An 18,457-nucleotide genomic window follows, 5' to 3' on the forward strand; every position below is an offset into this window, starting at 1 on the left:
CGCCCGGTGACGCACGCTGTGGGGGCGGGGAGGCGGACGGCGGGGCGCCGGTCGCGGCGGACGGAGAGGCAGGCGGGACGATGACGCGGGCGACGGCACGGCGGCGGGTGCTCCGGCTGCGCGGGGACGGCCGCACCTTCCGGCCGGACGCGCTGGCCGCCGAGGAACCGCTGGAGATCCGGCTCGGCGGCGAACCGCTCACCGTCACCATGCGCACCCCCGGCCAGGACTTCGACCTGGTGGCGGGCTTCCTGGTCGGCGAGGGGATCGTGCACACCGCCGAGGACCTCGCGGCGCTGCGCTACTGCGCCGGAACCGACGAGAACGGCGCCAACACCTACAACGTGGTGGACGCGACGCCACGCGGCGCCGCCGCCCTGCCGCTCTCCGCGCACCGCAACCTGCTCACCACCAGCGCCTGCGGCCTGTGCGGCCGGGACACCGTGGACGCCGTGCGCACCCACGTCCGCCACCCGGTCGGCGACGACCCGCTGACCGTCCCGCCCGCGCTGCTGTACGGACTGCCGGACCGGCTGCGCGCCGCCCAGCGGACCTTCGACTCCACCGGCGGCCTGCACGCCGCCGGACTGTTCGACGGCCGCAGCGGCGAGCTGCTCTGCGCCCGCGAGGACGTCGGGCGGCACAACGCGGTGGACAAGGTGGTCGGCTGGGCGCTGCGCGAGGGCCGGCTGCCGCTGACCGGGCACGTGCTCCTGGTCAGCGGCCGGGCCTCGTTCGAGCTGACCCAGAAGGCGGCGCTGGCCGGCGTACCGCTGCTGGCCGCGGTCTCGGCGCCGTCCTCGCTCGCCGTGGACCTCGCCGAGGAGCTGGGCCTCACCCTGGTCGGCTTCCTGCGCGGCGAGGGCGCCAACGTCTACACCCGCCCCGACCGGATCGGCTGACCGGGCCTCACCCCAGCTCCGCCTCGACGAGGTCCGCCGCGCGCGCCGTGCCGCCCTCGGCGCGGGCCTCGGCACGCAGCGCGGCGAGGCGGGCGGCCACCGCCGGGTCGCCGGTCAGCTCCAGCAGTGCGGCACGCAGCGCGGCGGCCGTCGCGTCCTCGGTGTCCAGCCGCCGGGCCACACCGAGCGCCACCAGCGAGTCCGCGTTGGCGAACTGGTCGACGGCCTGCGGCACCGCGATCATCGGCACGCCGTGGTACAGGCCCTCGCTCGCGCCGCCGGTGCCGGCGTGGGTGACGAAGGCGTCCGCCTGCGCCAGCACGTCGAACTGCGGCACCCAGCGGTGCACCTCGACGTTGGCCGCCACCTCGCCGAGCGCGGCGAGGTCGACGTACTTGCCGACCTGCAGCACGACGTGCCAGCCGGGCAGGGCGCCGAAGGCCGCCAGGCACTCCCGGTAGAAGGCGGGCCGGTCGGTGAAGGCCGAGCCGAGCGAGACCAGCAGCACCTTCTCCGCGCCGTCGGGCCGCTGCCAGCGGCCTTGGTGCGCGCGGTCGCCGAAGCACTGGCCGACGAAGGTGATCCGCTCGGGGTCGACCCGCTCGGCGTTGGGCTGCAGGGCGCGCGGGATCAGTGCGAGTGCGCGGTCCGGGCGGTTCTTGAACCGCTCGACGTCCCGCTCGACGGCCCCGGTCCCGGCCAGCCAGTCGCCGAACCGCCGGTAGTGCTCGGGGCCGCCCGGCCCGGTGCGGAGCACCTCGAAGAGCCCGGCCATGTCCTGCTCGAAGCCCTCCCAGCCGACCATGGTGGGCGAGAGCTGGAGCACCGGCACGCCGTGGGCCTCGGCGACCGCCCGCGCGGCGTAACCGCCGATGTCGTGGAGCACCAGGTCGGGCCGGTCCTCGGCGAACAGTTTCTGCAGGACGGGGGTCATGGCGAGGGCGTCGTCGAGGAAGACGTCCTGGACGGCGACCGGGTCCTCCGGCCACCCCGCGGGATCGGCGTCCAGCGGCAGCGCCGTCGGGTACGGGACGAGCGTGGCGCCGGTGGCGGCGACGGTCTCGGCGAAGGACGGGTCGTTGACGTAGCTGACCCGGTGGCCCCGGGCGACGAGTTCGGCGATCAGGGCGAGGCTCGGGTTGACGTGGCCGTGGGCCGGGATGGAGGCCATGACGATGTGGGCGCTGGAGCGGGTCATCTCGTGTTCCCCTCGATATGCGTGAGACGAGACGGTTCGTCTCGCTGATGCTCCATAAGCATGCGCCGTCCGAAGGAGTGCTGTCAAGACAATACGGTCCGTCTCGCCACCTCGTTAGGATGGCCGCCGTGGCCAGACAGCAGAACGCCCCCGACCCCAGCCGCCGCAACGAGCAGAGCCGCACGGCGATCCTCACCGCCGCCGGCGAGCTCGTCGCCGAGATCGGCTTCGGCAAGCTCACCATCGAGAAGATCGCCGCCCGCGCCGGCGTCGGCAAGCAGACCATCTACCGCTGGTGGCCGTCCAAGGGCGCCGTCGTCTTCGACTCCTTCCTCGCCGCCAACGAGAACGCCTCCGGCAGCCTCGCCCTCCCCGACACCGGCGACCTCACCGAGGACCTCCGGACCCTCCTGCGGGGCACCGTCCTCGAACTCGCCGACCCCGCCTTCAACCGGACCGGACGCGCCCTGGCCGCCGAGGTCCTCACCGACCCCGACCTGCTGCGCGAATACCGTGAACGGCTGCTGGACCCGCTGCTGGAGGTCACCCGCGACCGCCTGCGGGCCGCCCGGGAGGCCGGGCAGCTGCGGGCGGACGCGGACCTGGACCTCGCCGTCGAACTCCTCTACGGCCCGCTGTACTACCGCTGGCTGCACGGCCTCGGCTCGCTCGACGCCGACTACGCGGACCAGGTGGCGGCCGCCCTGCTGAGCGCCTTCGGCACCACCGGCGGCTGAGCCCGCGGCCCGGTTCAGGACCGGTTCAGGACCGGTTGCGGCGGCGCAGCACCAGCACCACGGCGATGATCACGACGATCACCACCAGCACCACGACGGCGCCGATGATCAGGCCGATGAACTTGCCGAGGCCCTTCTTCTTCTTTTTCTTGTCCTTGTCCTTGGCCAGCTGAGTGGTGGTGCCGTGCCGGTCCGCCGTCACGCCGGTCCGGACCTCCTGGACGGCCCCGCCACCCGCCACCGTGCTTGCCGTGCTCACCGTGCTCACCACCGGCGCCGCCGAGGCCGCCGGAGCGGCGGCCACTCCGGCGCCGCCGAAGGCGAGCACCGCGGACAGAACCAGACCCGTCAACCGAGCGCGCACAGGAACCAACCCCCGACATCCGACCCGGCGGCGCCCCGACGGCCCACCGACCGCCGAAACCTTCCCACGCACGCCCCGCCGCGCCCACCCCCGCGACCGGACCGCGACCCGCTCGGGACACACCGGTCACCGAAGCGCCACACTCCCCCCGCCCCGCGGCTCCCCGCCCGTCCGAAGCAGCGACGCCATCGGCGCCGGCCGCCGGCCCCGCCTCAGCCTTCCGGTGGGGAGGCGGGGCCGGCCAGGGCGACGGCGGTCAGGGCGCGCAGTGCGGCGGCGACCTGCCCGAGCGGGAGGGTGGCGTCGTCGGCGAAGAGCTCCAGGAGCCAGCCGCCCGCCGCGTTCTGGCCGCCGGCGGCCACCATGCCGCGGTAGCCGGAGACCACCAGCATCGCCTCCTCCGCCGGGTCGTTGCCCGCCGCGCCCGCCCGCAGGGCGAAGGCGCCGCCGCGCACGGCCCGGCGGGTCATCGGGTAGTGGCGGAGGTCGAAGACCGCGTCCGGGGCCTCGATCTGGGCCCGCTGGGTCTCCGCCCGGGTGCTGCTCGGCCCGCTGGTCATCCGGTAGACGGCGTGCCGGGCGGTGCGCATCAGCTGCGAGCCGGGCGGCACGTAGGAGATCCACCAGCCGACCGCGTCCAGCAGCCGGGCCGAGGTCTCGGCCACGACGGCGAGCTTGCCGATGGTGTCGGCCGGGTGCACGGCCCGCACCGCGCCCTGCTGGTCTAGCGCGGCGAGCACCGCCGTGAGCAGCTGCCCCGGGTCGGCGCTGTGCGCGGCGCCGCGGAACCGCCGCCGGTCCCCGGCCCCGGCCCGGCCGCCGGGGCGGAACCGGCCGTCGCCGCGGTGCTGCGGCTCGGCGGCGTCGGCGAGCAGCACCGTCGGGTCGGGGGCGAAGCCGGGGCCGTGGCTGCGCCCGGCCACCACCGGGTGGGCGGCCCGGGCGGCCTTGGCCCGGTACTGGGCGGCGTCGGCGAGCCGGAACAGCCGGTCGGGAGTGGTGACGGGACCGATCGAGTCGCCGGTGGAGGCGACCCCGCAGGCCACCCCCTCGCCCTCGGACAGGGCCAGTGCCCGCGCGCACAGCTCCTCGGCGACGGCCACCACCTCGTCCGCCTTCTGCCCCTCGACGAGCAGGCAGAACTCGTCGCCGCCGAGCCGGGCGGCGAGGCTGCCGGGGAGCTTGGCGGCGGCCAGCGACAGCTGGTGGGCGAACCGTTCGAGCAGCCGGTCGCCGACCTCGTGGCCGAGCTGGTCGTTGACCCGCTTCAGGCCGTTGACGTCGCAGACCACCAGCGAGACCACGGTGTTGTCCCGGTTGTGCGCGGCCAGCGCGCTCTCCAGCCGGGCGTCCACCGCACGCCGGTTGGCGAGCCCGGTGAGCGGGTCGGAGAAGGCGAGCCGGCGCAGGTCGGCGAGGCGTTCGGTCTGGGCCAGGCCGGCCGAGATCTGGGCGGCCAGCAGGGTCGCGTAGTCGGCGTCGGCCTCGGTGAAGGCGGGCGTCCCCGCGGTGCGGGCGAGGTAGAGCTCGCCCCAGGCCTGCCCGTGCAGCACGATCGGCGCGACCACGCAGCAGGCCCGGCCGCGCCGGCGCAGCGCGGCGGCGCGCTCCTGGCAGTACGCGCCGGCGGTCGGGTGCGCGTGCCCGGCGTGCGGCTGGCTGCTGTCGGCGGTCTGCACCCAGGCGCGCGGCAGCCGGCCGGTGGTCCAGCGCTCCTCCAGGTACGTGACGATCTCGGGGAAGTCGGCCACCGGGTAGGACTCGTCCTCCGGCAGCTCCTCCTCCCCCGGAGCGAGTTCGCCGTGGTTGACCAGGACCCGCAGCCGGCCGGACTCGCGGTCCCAGACCGAGACGGCGGCCATCGTCGCGCCGAGCGCCCCGGTGGCGCGGGCGGCGGCGGCCCGGACGGCCTCCAGTGGGGTGAGCGCTCCGGCCATGTCCTGGGCGAGCTCGACGACGGCCTTCAGCCGCGCGTCGGTGGCCGGACCGTCCCCCGGAGCCTGCCCCGCCCCGGGCTCGGGGACGACGGGCGGCTGCTGGGCCCGGTCGCGGTCCGTCATGATCGCCTCGCTGCTCACCGGCTCGCCTCGCTCCCTGTGCTCGGTCCTGCTGGTGCTCGGTCCTGCTGGTGGTCCGTCCGGACGCCCGCCCCCGCGGGCGGCGTGCGTGGCCACACCCCGACCCGCTCCTACCCGTCCGACGGCGCCGCCACCGCGGCCGATCGCACCGGGGCGCCTGCACCAAGACTATGGCGGATTCGTTCGGTTATGCCCCGTTTTCGACTTCGCACCCGCACGACCGCGCGGCAGTCCGCCGTTGGGCGTGTCGTGGTGTGTCGCCGCACAGTCGCGGTCTGCCGCGGTGCCGTGGCGGGGTTGCTGCGGTGCTGTCGCGGGGTTGCCGCGGTGCCGTCGCGGCGCGGCCGGGCGGCGCGCGGCTACGCGGGGCGCACCCGCCGGGAGAGCAGCCACGGCTCGACCAGCCCGAGCCCGCGCACCGGCCGGCGCCACATCGGCTGCAGGTTGAACCGGTGGGCGGCCTCCGGCCCCGGGGCCGACGGTCCCGCCGGGGGCAGTCCGGCCGCCGCCGACAGCGCCTCGGCGAGCCCCGGCCCGTCCGCGTCGGGCGGCGCGACGCTGCCGTTCTGCTCCAGCGCGGCCGCGAACTCGCCGTCGATCAGCACCGCGTCCTTGGGAGCGATCGAGGTGAGCCGGCTGGCCAGGTTGACCGTCGTACCGAACACGTCGCCCATCCGCGAGGTGACCGTGCCGAAGGCCATGCCGACCCGCAGCGCGGGGATGGTGTCGTCCTCGGCCAGCGCCTCGATCAGGCCCAGCGCGATCCCGGCGGCGGTCACCGGGTCCTCGGAGACGAAGAGGATCTCGTCGCCGAGTGTCTTGATCACCCGGCCGCCCTGGCCGGCGATGAGGTCGGAGCAGGTGTTCTCGAAGGTCTCGACCAGCTCGCCGAGCTCCTCCTCCTCCAGCCGCCGCGACAGCCGGGTGAAGCCGACCAGGTCGGCGAAGCAGACGGCGAGCCTGCCGCTGGTGATCTCGTTGTCCTCGGCGGCCTGCACCACCCGGCCGGTGACGGCGGCCAGCTGGCGCCGCCAGACGTACACCAGGAACTGCTCCAGCTCCGGCAGCAGCAGCTCGACCAGCGGGTACGCGACGTCGGCGCGGGTCAGGCCGGGTTCGACGGACTGGGTGAGGTTCTCCAGGAAGGTGTCCATCTGCCAGCCGGCCAGCCGGGCCGTGGTCTGGCCGGTGGAGCGGGCCACCTGGATCGCCATCGACTCGCTCAGCAGGCCCGACTCGACCAGGCCGGCCAGCCGGCGCAGCGCGATCACGTCACCGTCGGTCAGCGCCCTGGACTGTCCGATGTCCGGGAAGCCCATCGCCCGCCAGAAGCGGGTGGCCAGTTCCATCGGGACGTCGGCCGCGCGGGCGGCCTGGTACGGGGTGTAACGGCGCGGCGCGTCCAGGATCAGGCGTTCGAGGTCGAGGGCGACGGTCTGGTCGTCGGAGCCCGCCGGGCCGCCGTTGCCGCCGGCGCCGTTGCCGCCGCCGTTGCTGCCGTCCTCTGCCACCGGTCCGTCCCCGTGCGGTCGCCGCACTCGCCTCGTGTCCTGCGTGTCCGGCGCGCCCGCCACCCGGCGGGCAGTGGCGCGCCTCACACTGCTGCCAGGTGGAATGTTCGCACGGAATCGCGCGATCCGGGGCATCCGCCCGGGTCAAGGGGAGGTAAGGGGACGCACGGGGCGCCCGCCCGGCGCACGGCACCGGCCCCGCGCGGCGCGGGCCCCGCGCGGTACAGGCCCCCCGCCCCGCACGCCCCCGCCCGGTGCGCGGCTACTCGGTGCGCGGCTACTCGGCGGCGCGCGGCTCCGGGCGCACGTGGACGACGTCCCCCGCGCCGACCGCCCGGCGGCCGCCGTCCGGGGTACGGATCACCAGCCGGCCGTCCCCGTCCACCGCGACCGCCTCGCCGCGCAGTTCGCGGTCGCCGGGCAGCAGCACCTTCACCGGCCGCCCCAGCGTGGTGCACCGGGCCGCGTAGGCGCGCAGCAGGCCGCTGCTGTGCGGGTCGCCGGCGGCGGCCGTCCACTCGCCGTACAGCTCGGCGAACTCGCGCAGCAGGGCGCGCAGCAGGGTGGACCGGTCGGTGACGGCGGCGCCGGCCAGGGCGAGCGAGGCGGCGGTGGGGACGGGCAGTTCGGCGGCGCGCAGCGAGACGTTGAGGCCGAGGCCGGCGACCACCGCGCCGCCGCCCAGCTCGGTGAGGATGCCGCCGAGCTTGCGCTCCGCGCCGTCGATCTCCACCTGCAGGTCGTTGGGCCACTTCAGGCCGACCTCGACCTCGGCGACCCGGCTCAGGGTGCTCGCGGCGGCGACGCCGACCAGGATCGGCAGCCAGCCGTACCGTTCGACGGGTACTCCGTCCGGGCGAAGCAGGACGGAGAGGAAGAGACCGGAGCGGGCGGGGGCGCTCCACTGCCGTTCGAGCCGGCCGCGGCCGGAGTTCTGGGCCTCGGCGACCAGCACCGCGCCCTGCGGGGCGCCCTCGCGGGCCCGGGCGGCGAGGTCGGTGTTGGTGGAGCCGGTCTCCTCGACGACGTCGATCGAGGTCCAGAGCCCGCCGGGGCGCAGCAGGTCCCGGCGCAGCGCGGCGGCGTCCAGCGGCGGGCGGTCCAGATCGGTCCACGGGGACGGCCCGGCGTGGCCGAGACCGCGCAGTCCACTGCGGCGGGGCGTGTCGGAGGTCATGCGGTTCACCCTAGGACGTGTCGCGGATCGCGGCTCCCCGGCCGTAGGCCGCCCCATCGTCTCCCAGAACCGGCGTCAACCACAGTGTGTCACTGGCCATAACGGCCGGGCGTTACGTCCGGCCCTCCGCGCTGGCTACGCTACCCAACGGTAGTTCGTTGTGCCGCCCTGCACCCCTCGTCCGCGCCGGCCCCCACCCGGCCCGCGCGCCCCCGAAAACAGGTCGCGGCCCAGGATCAGGGAGAGCCACCGGAATGACCGAGGCGCCGTACGACCCGCACACCACCGCCGGCAAGCTCGCCGACCTCCGGCGCAGGATCGACGAGGCGGTGCACTCCGGCTCCGCCAAGGCGGTGGAGAAGCAGCACGCCAAGGGCAAGCTGACGGCCCGCGAGCGGGTCGCGGAGCTGCTGGACGAGGACTCCTTCGTCGAGTTCGACGAGTTCGCCCGGCACCGCTCGACCAACTTCGGCCAGGAGAGGAACCGGCCCTACGGCGACGGCGTGGTCACCGGCTACGGGACCGTCGACGGCCGTCAGGTCGCCGTGTTCGCGCAGGACTTCACCGTCTTCGGCGGCTCGCTCGGCGAGGTATTCGGCGAGAAGATCGTCAAGGTCATGGACTTCGCGCTGAAGACCGGCTGCCCGGTCATCGGCATCAACGACTCCGGCGGCGCCCGGATCCAGGAGGGCGTGGTCTCGCTCGGCCTGTACGGCGAGATCTTCCGCCGCAATGTGCACGCCTCCGGGGTGGTCCCGCAGATCTCGCTGATCATGGGCCCCTGCGCGGGCGGCGCGGTCTACTCCCCCGCGATCACCGACTTCGTGGTGATGGCCGACCGGACCTCGCACATGTTCATCACCGGGCCCGACGTGATCAAGACCGTCACCGGCGAGGACGTCGGCATGGAGGAGCTGGGCGGCGCGCGCACCCACAACACCAAGTCCGGCAACGCGCACTACCTGGCCGCGGACGAGAAGGAGGCCGTCGAGTACGTCAAGAGCCTGCTCTCGTACCTGCCCTCCAACAACCTCTCCGACCCGCCGTCCTTCCCGGAGGAGGCGGACCTCTCGGTCACCGACGAGGACCTCGAACTCGACACCCTGGTGCCGGACTCGGCGAACCAGCCGTACGACATCCGCCAGGTGATCGAGCACGTGCTCGACGACGGCGAGTTCCTGGAGACCCAGCCGCTGTACGCGGGCAACATCGTCACCGGCTTCGGCCGGGTCGAGGGCCATTCGGTCGGCATCGTCGGCAACCAGCCGATGAACCTGGCGGGCTGCCTGGACATCGCCGCCAGCGAGAAGGCCGCGCGGTTCATCCGCACCTGCGACTCGTTCAACATCCCGGTGATCACCTTCGTCGACGTGCCCGGCTTCCTGCCCGGCACCGAGCAGGAGTGGGACGGCATCATCCGGCGCGGCGCCAAGCTGATCTACGCCTACGCCGAGGCGACCGTGCCGCTGATCACCGTGATCACCCGCAAGGCCTTCGGCGGCGCGTACGACGTCATGGGCTCCAAGCACCTGGGCGCCGACCTCAACCTGGCCTGGCCGACCGCGCAGATCGCCGTGATGGGCGCGCAGGGCGCGGTCAACATCCTGCACCGGCGGGAGATCGCCGAGGCCGAGGCGGCCGGGACCGCCGAGGAGAAGCGGGCCGAGCTGATCGCCTCCTACGAGGACACCCTGCTCAACCCGTACCTGGCCGCCGAGCGCGGCTACGTGGACGCGGTCATCGCGCCGAGCGACACCCGCCGGCACATCGTCCGCGGGCTGCGGGCGCTGCGCGGCAAGCGCGAGGTGCTGCCGCCGAAGAAGCACGGCAACATCCCTCTGTAGTCGCCGGGAGCAGGAGTACCGCGAGAGGATTGACCATGGCCCCGATCCACGTGCTGCACGGGCAGCCGACCCCCGAGGAGCTGGCCACCGTCCTGGCGGTGGTCCAGGCCCGGGCCGCCGCCGCGCAGGCCGCCGCCGAGGCCGCCCGCCGCGCGGGCGCCGGCCCGGACTCCGCCTGGAACGACCGCGCGCGCCGGATGCGCGCCACCCCGCGACCGGGCGCCAACGCCTGGCGCACCTCGGGCTGGGCCGGCTAGCCCGGCCGGCCGCGGACGGCATGCAGGGCACCTACGGCATGCAGGGCACGGGGGCGCGTGCACTTTGCCAAGTGTGGCTTTGCAAAGTGCACGCCCTCCGAGCCCTTCCCACGGAGCCGCTCCGCACAAGGGCGGAGCGGCTCCGTGCAGCGTTCTCGGTGACTTTGCAAAGTCACTGCTTTGCAAAGTGCGCACGGCGGCACGGGCCGGACCGGGCCGGTCGCGGCCGATCACGGCCGGTCACGGCCGACCCGGCAAAAGCCCGGATTGCCCCGAAACCCCCGAAAGCTGAGTACGGATACTCAGGCGCCCCGCCCGCCCGCCGGAGCACCCTGGAACGATGCTCTGGTCAGACCCCCGCGACGAGCCCTCCCCGGAAGCCCGCCGGATGCAGAAGAGGCTGCACCGGGCCGGCCATGTGCTCGCCGTCCTCGCCCTGCTGATCGTCGTTCTCCTGATGATCTGACGATCACTGGCCGGATGCTCCGGGCCTCCCTCTACCCTGGTGGGCATGACCGACCGCCGCACCCTCGTCCTCGCCTCCGCCTCCCCCGCCCGCCTCGGGCTGCTGCGCCAGGCGGGCCTCGACCCGCGGGTGGTGGTCAGCGGCGTCGACGAGGACGCGCTCACCGCCCCCACCCCCGCCGAACTCGCGCTGGTCCTCGCCGAGGCCAAGGCCGCGGCCGTCGCCGCCGGCCTCACCGACGGCGAGCTGGTCGTCGGCTGCGACTCGGTGCTGGAGCTGGACGGCCTGGCCCTCGGCAAGCCCGCCGACGAGGCCGAGGCACTGGCCCGCTGGCAGTCGATGCGCGGCCGGGCCGGCGTGCTGCGCACCGGCCACTGCGTGATCGACACCGCGACCGGCCGGACGTCCTCCGCCACCGCCTCCACCACCGTGCGCTTCGGCACCCCGGACGACGCAGAGGTCGCCGCCTACATCGCCACCGGCGAACCGCTGCACGTGGCGGGCGCGTTCACCCTCGACGGCCGCTCGGCGCCGTTCATCGAGGGCGTCGACGGCGACCCGGGCAACGTCATCGGCCTCTCGCTGCCGCTGCTGCGCACCCTGCTCGCCGAACTGGACGTCCGGATCACCGACCTCTGGAGCTGACCGGCCGACCGTCGCCGGTGCGCCAAACACCGGCGCAATTGTCGCCAACCACCCCTCCGACGAGCCCGTTTGATGCACGCTAGGAGGGCCACCGGTGCGGCATCGGCCGCACCGGAGCAACGGGGGAGGTAACGAGCCGGATGACCGACGGTCTTCTCAACGTGCTGCTGGGCCTGGTGGCCAGCGCGATCAGTGCCGCACTCGGCTGGCTCGGCCAGAGTCTGCGCCGAAGACGCCGGCTGGAACGGGCCAGGGCCTTCCTCGGCCTGCCCGCCGGCAGCGAGTGCCTGATCGTGGTCAACCGCAGCATCGGCACCGGCGCCCACCCCCGGACGGTCACCCGGCGCGACGCCTACGCGCTGATGGAGCTGGCCGCCCTGGTGAAGGAGTGCGGCGCGCACGCCGACCTGGTCGCGCACGACGCCGCGCCGCGCGGCCTGGGCACCAGGACCGAGCTCTGCTTCGGCGGCCCGGTCTCCAACGAGCGGATGGCCGCCCACCTGGCCTGGGGCCTGCCCGGGGTGGCGATCTCCAGCAGCCACGCCGCCCTGGACAACACCATCAGCGTCGGCGGCCGCACCTACACCGCCGATCCGCAGGCCGGCGAGTACATCGTGCTGGCCCGGCTGGCCACCCCCGGGAGCGGTCGGCCGGTCTTCCTGATCTCCGGACAGACCGGCATCGCCAACCACGCCGGGGTCCGTCACCTGGCGACCCACCACCGCCGGCTGGCCCGCCGGTACGGCACCGACGGCACCTTCGCGCTGCTGCTCAAGGTGGTCAACCCGGCCGCCTACGGCCCCGACGTCGTCGAGCAGGTCGCCGACATCACCGCCCGGGCCCTGGAGCGCGCGCCGGCCCCGCCGGGCGCGCCCGCACCGGCCGCGCCGGCCGCCGCGGCCCCCGCGCCCGCCGCGCGTGCTTGAGCCCGGCTCGCGCCGCGCTCGGGTGTGGCCAAGCCCACCACCGCGCCACGCCGCCCCCGTCACCGAGCGCGAGCGCCGGGCCGCCCGCACCGCACCCGTGACCACCTGCGAGGACTCCCGTCGGGCCGCCCACCGCCCGCCCGGGCGCATCACCCTCCGTGTGGGATAGTTCACAACCTGGGGCTACTCGCCGGTACTGCCCAGGAATCCATAAACTCAACGAGGTTCAAGAAGGGAGCCACAGTGCGCAAGGTGCTCATCGCCAACCGCGGGGAAATCGCCGTCCGCGTCGCCCGGGCCTGCTCGGACGCCGGTATCGCCAGCGTCGCCGTCTACGCCGAGCCGGACCGGGATGCGCTGCACGTCCGCGCGGCCGACGAGGCTTACGCGCTGGGCGGCGACACCCCCGGCACCAGCTACCTGGACATCGCCAAGGTCCTCCAGGCCGCCGCAGACTCGGGCGCGGACGCCGTCCACCCCGGCTACGGCTTCCTGTCGGAGAACGCCGAATTCGCCCAGGCCGTCATCGACGCGGGCCTCACCTGGATCGGCCCGCCGCCGCAGGCCATCCGCGACCTCGGCGACAAGGTGACCGCCCGGCACGTGGCGCAGCGCGCCGGTGCCCCGCTGGTCGCCGGCACGCCGGACCCGGTCTCGGGTGCCGACGAGGTCGTCACGTTCGCCCGGGAGCACGGCCTGCCGGTCGCCATCAAGGCGGCGTTCGGCGGCGGCGGTCGCGGCCTGAAGGTCGCCCGCACGCTGGAGGAGATCCCGGAGCTGTACGAGTCCGCGGTGCGCGAGGCGGTCGCCGCCTTCGGGCGCGGCGAGTGCTTCGTCGAGCGCTACCTGGACAACCCGCGGCACGTCGAGACCCAGTGCCTGGCCGACAAGCACGGCAACGTGGTGGTCGTCTCGACCCGTGACTGCTCGCTGCAGCGCCGGCACCAGAAGCTGGTCGAGGAGGCGCCCGCGCCGTTCCTGACCCCGGAGCAGAACGCCGAGCTGTACCGGGCGTCGAAGGCCATCCTCAAGGAGGCCGGCTACGAGGGCGCCGGGACCTGCGAGTTCCTGGTGGCGCTGGACGGCACGATCTCCTTCCTGGAGGTCAACACCCGTCTGCAGGTGGAGCACCCGGTCACCGAGGAGGTCACCGGGATCGACCTGGTCCGCGAGATGTTCCGGATCGCGGACGGCGAGGAGCTCGGGTACGACGACCCGGAGGTGCGCGGCCACTCGTTCGAGTTCCGCATCAACGGCGAGGACCCGGGCCGCAACTTCCTGCCCGCGCCGGGCACGGTGACGCTGTTCGCGCCGCCGTCCGGCCCGGGTGTCCGGCTGGATTCGGGCGTGGAGACCGGTTCGGTGATCGGCCCGGCCTGGGACTCGCTGCTGGCCAAGCTGATCGTCTCCGGCCGCGACCGCAAGCAGGCGCTGGAGCGGGCGAAGCGCGCGCTGGCGGAGTTCAGGGTCGAGGGCATGGCGACGGCCATCCCGTTCCACCAGGCGGTCGTCACCGACCCGGCGTTCGCGCCGGAGGTGCACGGCGGTGACGGGCCGTTCAAGGTCTTCACCCGGTGGATCGAGACCGAGTTCAACAACACCATCCCCGCGTTCGCCGGTGCGGCCGGCGACGGCGAGGAGGCCGAGGGCCGGGAGACCGTGGTCGTCGAGGTCGGCGGCAAGCGGATCGAGGTCTCGCTGCCGTCCTCGCTGGGTGTCTCGACCGCTCCGGCGGCCGGTGCGGGGGCCGCGAAGGCCAAGCGCCGGGTGGGTGCGAAGAAGGCCGGTTCGGCGGTCAGCGGTGACACGCTGGCGTCGCCGATGCAGGGCACCATCGTCAAGGTCGCCGTCGAGGAGGGCCAGGTCGTCGCGGAGGGCGAGCTGATCGTCGTCCTGGAGGCGATGAAGATGGAGCAGCCGCTGAACGCCCACAAGGCGGGCACGATCGTCGGTCTCAAGGCCGAGGTGGGGGCGAGCGTCTCCAGCGGCGCGGCGCTCTGCGAGATCAAGGACTGACGCTTTCCGCGTGTTCCGCCGCCGGTCCGTACACCTTCGGGTGTGCGGACCGGTCGTGTTTCCGGCGGTGGTGCGGGTACTGCGGCTGGTTCGGCTGAGGTACTGAGGTACTGGCGTTGGTGCGGCGGGAGTGGCGGGGTCAGCGTCCGCGCTGGAGGCCGAGTTCGGCGAGTCTGGCCGGCAGCGGCCCGCCCGGGCCCGCCGGTCCGCCGGGGCCGTGCACGCCGGGGCGGCGCTGGCCGGGCAACGGGGCGCCGCCGCCGGGGGGCGGCGGGACGGCGCGGCGGGCCATCGGGCCCGGCTGGGTCTGGTGGACGGGGCCGCTGCCGGTCCCGTGCACCGGGGCGTCCCCGGACGGCGGGGCGCCGAGCGGGGCGAGGTCGATCTGCACGCCGCAGTCGGCGAGCGCGTCGAGTTCGCGGGCGGTGGCGTCGTCGGCGGTGGCGTGCTCGTCGGTGACCAGGCGGGTGATGGTCTCGGTGGCGACGGTCTGGAACATGCCGGCCGCGCCGAGCTTGGTGTGGTCGGCGAGGACGATCACCTCGGCGGCCGCCAGCACCATGGCCCGGTCCACGCTCGCGGACAGCATGTTCGCGGTGGACAGCCCGCGTTCGGCCGTCAGCCCGCTGCCGGAGATGAAGGCCTTGCCGACCCTCAGCCCCTGCAGCGACTGTTCGGCGCCGCTGCCCACCAGCGCGTAGTTGGAGCCGCGCAGGGTGCCACCGGTCATCACCACCTCGACCCGGTTGGCGTGCGCGAGCGCCTGGGCGACCAGCAGCGAGTTGGTCACCACGGTCAGCCCGGGAACCCGGGCGAGGCGGCGGGCGAGTTCCTGGGTGGTGGTGCCCGCACCGACCACCACCGCGTCTCCCTCCTCCACCAGGCCGGCGGCGAGATCGGCGATGGCGCTCTTCTCGGCGGCGGACAGGTGGGTCTTCTGCGGGTAGCCGGGTTCGCGGCTGAAGCCGCCGGGGAGCACCGCGCCGCCGTGCCGGCGGTCGAGGAGCCCTTCTGCCTCCAGGGCCCGTACGTCGCGGCGCACGGTGACTTCGGAGGTCTGGACGACGCGGGCCAACTCCCGGAGCGAGACCGCTCCGTTGGCGCGCACCATTTCGAGGATCAACTGGCGACGTTCTGCTGCAAACACAGAACCGACGGTAACCTGCGTGACCGTCTGCTTTCAGGCGTTTGCTGCTAGTAGCGGGAATTGCTCACGCCCGAGCGGCGCGTGACCGTACAATGCGCGCCGTCGGCCATCCGGGACTGCGCCCGCCGTCCGAGTGACGTCCGGGGACGCGCGAAGGGCGGCCGCCGAACGGCGACCGCCCTCAACTGAGCGCCCTGAGCTCAGGATTCGCCCGATTCGCGCTTGCGGATGTGGAGCTGGCGGGCGGCCTCGGCGGTGGAGCCGGAGACCGACGGGTAGACGGTGAACGCGCTGGCCACCTGTTCGACCGTCAGATTGGCGTCCACCGCCAGCGAGATCGAGTGGATGAGCTCGCTGGCGCGCGGGGCGACCACCACACCGCCGACCACGATGCCGGTGCCGGGGCGGCAGAACAGCTTCACGAAGCCGTCGCGGATGCCCTGCATCTTGGCCCGCGGGTTGCCGCGCAGCGGGAGCTTGACCTCGACCGCGTCCATCTTGCCGCACTCCACGTCGGCGGCGGTGTAGCCGACGGTGGCGATCTCGGGGTCGGTGAAGACGTTGGAGGCCACGGTCTTGAGGTTCAGCGGCTGCACCGCGTCGCCGAGCGCGTGGTACATGGCGATCCGGCCCTGCATGGCCGCCACCGAGGCGAGCATGAAGACGCCGGTGCAGTCGCCGGCCGCGTACACACCGGGGGCGCTGGTGCGGGAGACCCGGTCGACCTGGATCTGGCCCCAGTCGTTGAGCTTGACCCCGGCCTCCTCCAGGCCCATGTCGGCGGTGTTCGGGATGGAACCGACCGCCATCAGGCAGTGGGTGCCCTCGATCACCGTGCCGTCGGAGAGGGTGACCTCGACCGCGTCTCCGATCCTCTTGGCGCTCTCGGCGCGCGAGCGGCCCATCACGTTCATGCCGCGGCGGCGGAAGACCTCCTCCAGCACCTCGGCGGCGTCCGGATCCTCGCCCGGCAGCACCCGGTCGCGCGAGGAGACCAGGGTCACCTTGGAGCCCAGCGCCTGGTAGGCGCCCGCGAACTCGGCGCCGGTGACGCCGGAGCCGACCACGATCAGCTCGCGCGGCAGCTCCTCCAGGTCGTAGACCTGGGTCCAGGTGAGGATCCGCTCGCCGTCGGGCTGGGCGTCGGGCAGTTCGCGCGGGTGGGCGCCGGTGGCGATCAGCACCGCGTCGGCGCGCAGCGACTGGACGCTGCCGTCGGGCGCGTCCACCAGCACCTCGCGGGAGCCGTCCACGGCCTGCCCGCCCGGGCCCAGCCGGCCGCGGCCGCGCAGCACGGTGACGCCGGCCCGGGTGACGGACTGGGTGATGTCGTGGGACTGGGCGATGGCCAGGCGCTTCACACGCCGGTTCACCTTGCCCAGGTCGACGCCGACCACGCGGGCCGGGCTGTCGATGTGGGGGGTGTCGTCGGCGACGATGATGCCGAGTTCCTCGTACGAGCTGTCGAAGGTCGTCATCACCTCCGCCGTCGCGATCAGCGTCTTCGACGGCACGCAGTCCGTCAGCACCGCCGATCCACCCAGGCCGTCGCGGTCGACGACGGTCACCTCCGCGCCGAGCTGGGCGGCGACGAGCGCCGCCTCGTAGCCGCCGGGTCCGCCACCGATGATCACGATCCGAGTCACGTCAACCATTGTCCCGCACGCCGGGAGCACTGCCACGCCGGGGTCGGGGCTTCTGTCGGATCGGTCGGTGAACGTAGGCTTCCCCCCATGCCCCTTTACGCCGCGTATGCCACCAACCTCGATGCCCGGCAGATGACCCGCCGCGCCCCGCACTCGCCGCTGCGCGGCACCGGGTGGCTGTCCGGCTGGCGGCTGACCTTCGGCGGCGAACACCTCGGCTGGGAGGGCTCGCTGGCCACGGTGGTGGAGGACGAGAAGGACCAGGTCTTCGTCTCGCTGTACGACGTGGCGCCGATGGACGAGGAGGGGCTGGACCGCTGGGAGGGCGTCCAGCTCGGCATCTACCGCAAGATCAAGCTGCGGGCGCAGACCCTGGACGGCGATGTGCCGGTCTGGACGTACGTGCTGAACGACTACGAGGGCGGCCTGCCCGCGGCCCGCTACCTGGGCCTGATCGCGGACGCGGCGGAGAGCGCCGGCGCCCCCGACGACTACGTGCTCGACCTGCGCCGCCGCCCCTGCTGAGAAGGGCGGTCTACCAGGCCCTGGCCGTGGCGGCCAGGGCCTCGACGACCTCCGCGCGGCGGGCCGGGTCGGTGCGCAGCGCGTTGGCGAGTTCGACGTGGAGCCAGGTGACGCCGAGACCGGCGGCGAAGCGGCCCCCGACGTTGGTGGTGCCCGCGAGCTGTCCGCACTTCTGCTGCCAGGGCCGGCAGACCACCAGGCCGGCCGCCTCCAGTGCCGCCGCGGTGCGCTCGGCGGCCTCGCCGGCCGTCCCGGCGCCGCTGGAGACCACGGCGTCCGTGCCGGGCAGGCTGCCCTCGTCGAAGCCGTGCAGCTGGAGGCCGGGCAGGCCGCGCGTGGCGAGCGCCTCGACGACCGCGGCGAAGACGGTGTCGCTGCGGTGGGCGACGTCCGCCGATCCGTCGGTGCCGGCCCGCCGGTGGGCGCCGGCGAGGACGAGCACGCCGCCGGGTGCCTGCCGGAAGAGTTCGGCGCCGAGGATCTCGGTGCGGCTGTCGGAGACCGGGTGCGGCACCTGGGCGGACCAGCCGGCCGGGGTGGAGAGGTCCAGGTAGATCCGGCCCCAGCCGCGCGGGTCGGCGCCGGAGGCGTCGGCGATCTCGGCGGTGCGGCGGCCACTGACCGCCTCGGTGAACTCGGTGAGCCGGTAGCCGACGCCGGCCAGCAGCCGGCCGGCCTCGTCGGGCCTGCCGTCGAGGGTCCGGACGACCCCGTCGGCGACCGCCCGGCGCTGGTCGGCGTCCGGGGCGGTGTAGGCACCGACGGCGAAGGCGCCGGTGTAGGCGTCGATCCGCTCGACGAGGTCCACCGGACGCGGTCCGGCCGCGGGGGTGGGGCCGTGGGCCGCCGGGTCCCCCGCCCAGCCGCGGGCGGCGAGGGTCAGCCCGCCGGCGAGGGCCGCCAGGACGACCAGCACCGTGACCGGCCATCGCACCGCGCGTCGCGCATCCCGTCGTTCCAGGTTCTCCACGGGGGAGAAACTACCCCGCACGACAGGCGCTCCATGATCCAAAAGATC

Annotated in this window: 16 protein-coding genes and 1 pseudogene; 9 read left to right on the top strand and 8 right to left on the bottom strand. The window is 74.2% G+C overall.

Annotated elements, in window-relative coordinates; all coding sequences use genetic code 11:
* Positions 1-80 precede the first annotated feature (80 nt).
* Entirely contained in the window at positions 81-902 is an 822-nt protein-coding gene (fdhD, locus tag ACFVUH_RS05525) for a formate dehydrogenase accessory sulfurtransferase FdhD (RefSeq protein WP_387911367.1), read from the top strand.
* A gap of 7 nt (positions 903-909) precedes the next feature.
* Here fdhD and ACFVUH_RS05530 read toward each other — a convergent pair whose 3' ends face one another.
* Positions 910-2,100, bottom strand: a complete 1,191-nt coding sequence (locus tag ACFVUH_RS05530; RefSeq protein WP_387911369.1) for a macrolide family glycosyltransferase — start codon at positions 2,098-2,100, stop codon at positions 910-912.
* A gap of 119 nt (positions 2,101-2,219) precedes the next feature.
* Between ACFVUH_RS05530 and ACFVUH_RS05535 the strand changes: the two genes are divergently transcribed.
* Entirely contained in the window at positions 2,220-2,837 is a 618-nt protein-coding gene (locus ACFVUH_RS05535; protein ID WP_387911371.1) for a TetR/AcrR family transcriptional regulator, read from the top strand.
* A 25-nt stretch (positions 2,838-2,862) separates the two neighbouring features.
* On the opposite strand, the gene ACFVUH_RS05540 is transcribed toward ACFVUH_RS05535, so the two are convergent.
* From ACFVUH_RS05540 to ACFVUH_RS05555, 4 genes and pseudogenes are all read right to left on the bottom strand, one after another.
* Positions 2,863-3,189 carry a hypothetical protein gene (locus tag ACFVUH_RS05540; RefSeq protein ID WP_387911373.1) on the bottom strand — a complete coding sequence of 109 codons (327 nt, stop codon included), beginning with the start codon at positions 3,187-3,189 and terminating at the stop codon, positions 2,863-2,865.
* Positions 3,190-4,001: 812 nt separating this feature from the next.
* A pseudogene (locus tag ACFVUH_RS05545) lies at positions 4,002-5,138 on the bottom strand (diguanylate cyclase domain-containing protein); the annotation flags it as partial.
* A gap of 500 nt (positions 5,139-5,638) precedes the next feature.
* On the bottom strand, positions 5,639-6,925 hold the full coding sequence (locus ACFVUH_RS05550) for an adenylate/guanylate cyclase domain-containing protein (RefSeq protein WP_387911375.1): 1,287 nt from the start codon (positions 6,923-6,925) through the stop codon (positions 5,639-5,641).
* Between the two features lie 142 nt (positions 6,926-7,067).
* The gene (locus tag ACFVUH_RS05555; protein WP_355358778.1) at positions 7,068-7,967 is read right to left on the bottom strand and encodes a biotin--[acetyl-CoA-carboxylase] ligase; all 900 of its coding nucleotides are present in this window, start codon (positions 7,965-7,967) and stop codon (positions 7,068-7,070) included.
* 254 nt (positions 7,968-8,221) lie between these two features.
* Between ACFVUH_RS05555 and ACFVUH_RS05560 the strand changes: the two genes are divergently transcribed.
* From ACFVUH_RS05560 to ACFVUH_RS05585, 6 genes are all read left to right on the top strand, one after another.
* A complete protein-coding gene (locus tag ACFVUH_RS05560; protein ID WP_387911377.1) occupies positions 8,222-9,811 on the top strand; it encodes an acyl-CoA carboxylase subunit beta in 1,590 nt (529 codons plus the stop codon).
* Between the two features lie 35 nt (positions 9,812-9,846).
* Positions 9,847-10,068, top strand: coding sequence for an acyl-CoA carboxylase subunit epsilon (locus ACFVUH_RS05565; protein ID WP_387911379.1), 222 nt, complete (start codon positions 9,847-9,849; stop codon positions 10,066-10,068).
* A 340-nt stretch (positions 10,069-10,408) separates the two neighbouring features.
* A complete protein-coding gene (gene mmpB, locus ACFVUH_RS05570; RefSeq protein WP_355358769.1) occupies positions 10,409-10,534 on the top strand; it encodes a morphogenic membrane protein MmpB in 126 nt (41 codons plus the stop codon).
* Positions 10,535-10,579: 45 nt separating this feature from the next.
* Complete coding sequence (locus ACFVUH_RS05575) at positions 10,580-11,179, top strand: nucleoside triphosphate pyrophosphatase (protein WP_355358766.1); 600 nt, start codon at positions 10,580-10,582, stop codon at positions 11,177-11,179.
* A 140-nt stretch (positions 11,180-11,319) separates the two neighbouring features.
* Positions 11,320-12,105: a hypothetical protein gene (locus ACFVUH_RS05580; RefSeq protein WP_387911381.1), complete on the top strand. Its 786-nt coding sequence runs from the start codon at positions 11,320-11,322 to the stop codon at positions 12,103-12,105.
* Between the two features lie 243 nt (positions 12,106-12,348).
* Positions 12,349-14,121 (top strand): acetyl/propionyl/methylcrotonyl-CoA carboxylase subunit alpha, encoded by a 1,773-nt coding sequence (locus tag ACFVUH_RS05585; protein ID WP_387911383.1) that lies wholly within the window; start codon positions 12,349-12,351, stop codon positions 14,119-14,121.
* A gap of 139 nt (positions 14,122-14,260) precedes the next feature.
* Here the strand turns inward: ACFVUH_RS05585 and ACFVUH_RS05590 are convergent, their stop codons facing one another.
* Positions 14,261-15,232, bottom strand: coding sequence for a DeoR/GlpR family DNA-binding transcription regulator (locus ACFVUH_RS05590; protein WP_387911810.1), 972 nt, complete (start codon positions 15,230-15,232; stop codon positions 14,261-14,263).
* Positions 15,233-15,468: 236 nt separating this feature from the next.
* Positions 15,469-16,923 (bottom strand): NAD(P)H-quinone dehydrogenase, encoded by a 1,455-nt coding sequence (locus ACFVUH_RS05595; RefSeq protein ID WP_355358754.1) that lies wholly within the window; start codon positions 16,921-16,923, stop codon positions 15,469-15,471.
* 78 nt (positions 16,924-17,001) lie between these two features.
* Here ACFVUH_RS05595 and ACFVUH_RS05600 point away from each other — a divergent pair, with 78 nt between their 5' ends.
* Complete coding sequence (locus ACFVUH_RS05600; protein WP_344331090.1) at positions 17,002-17,439, top strand: gamma-glutamylcyclotransferase; 438 nt, start codon at positions 17,002-17,004, stop codon at positions 17,437-17,439.
* Between the two features lie 10 nt (positions 17,440-17,449).
* Here ACFVUH_RS05600 and ACFVUH_RS05605 read toward each other — a convergent pair whose 3' ends face one another.
* On the bottom strand, positions 17,450-18,409 hold the full coding sequence (locus ACFVUH_RS05605) for a hypothetical protein (RefSeq protein WP_387911385.1): 960 nt from the start codon (positions 18,407-18,409) through the stop codon (positions 17,450-17,452).
* Positions 18,410-18,457 lie beyond the last annotated feature (48 nt).

Source organism: Kitasatospora sp. NPDC058032 (assembly GCF_042885845.1).
Lineage (GTDB): Bacteria > Actinomycetota > Actinomycetes > Streptomycetales > Streptomycetaceae > Kitasatospora.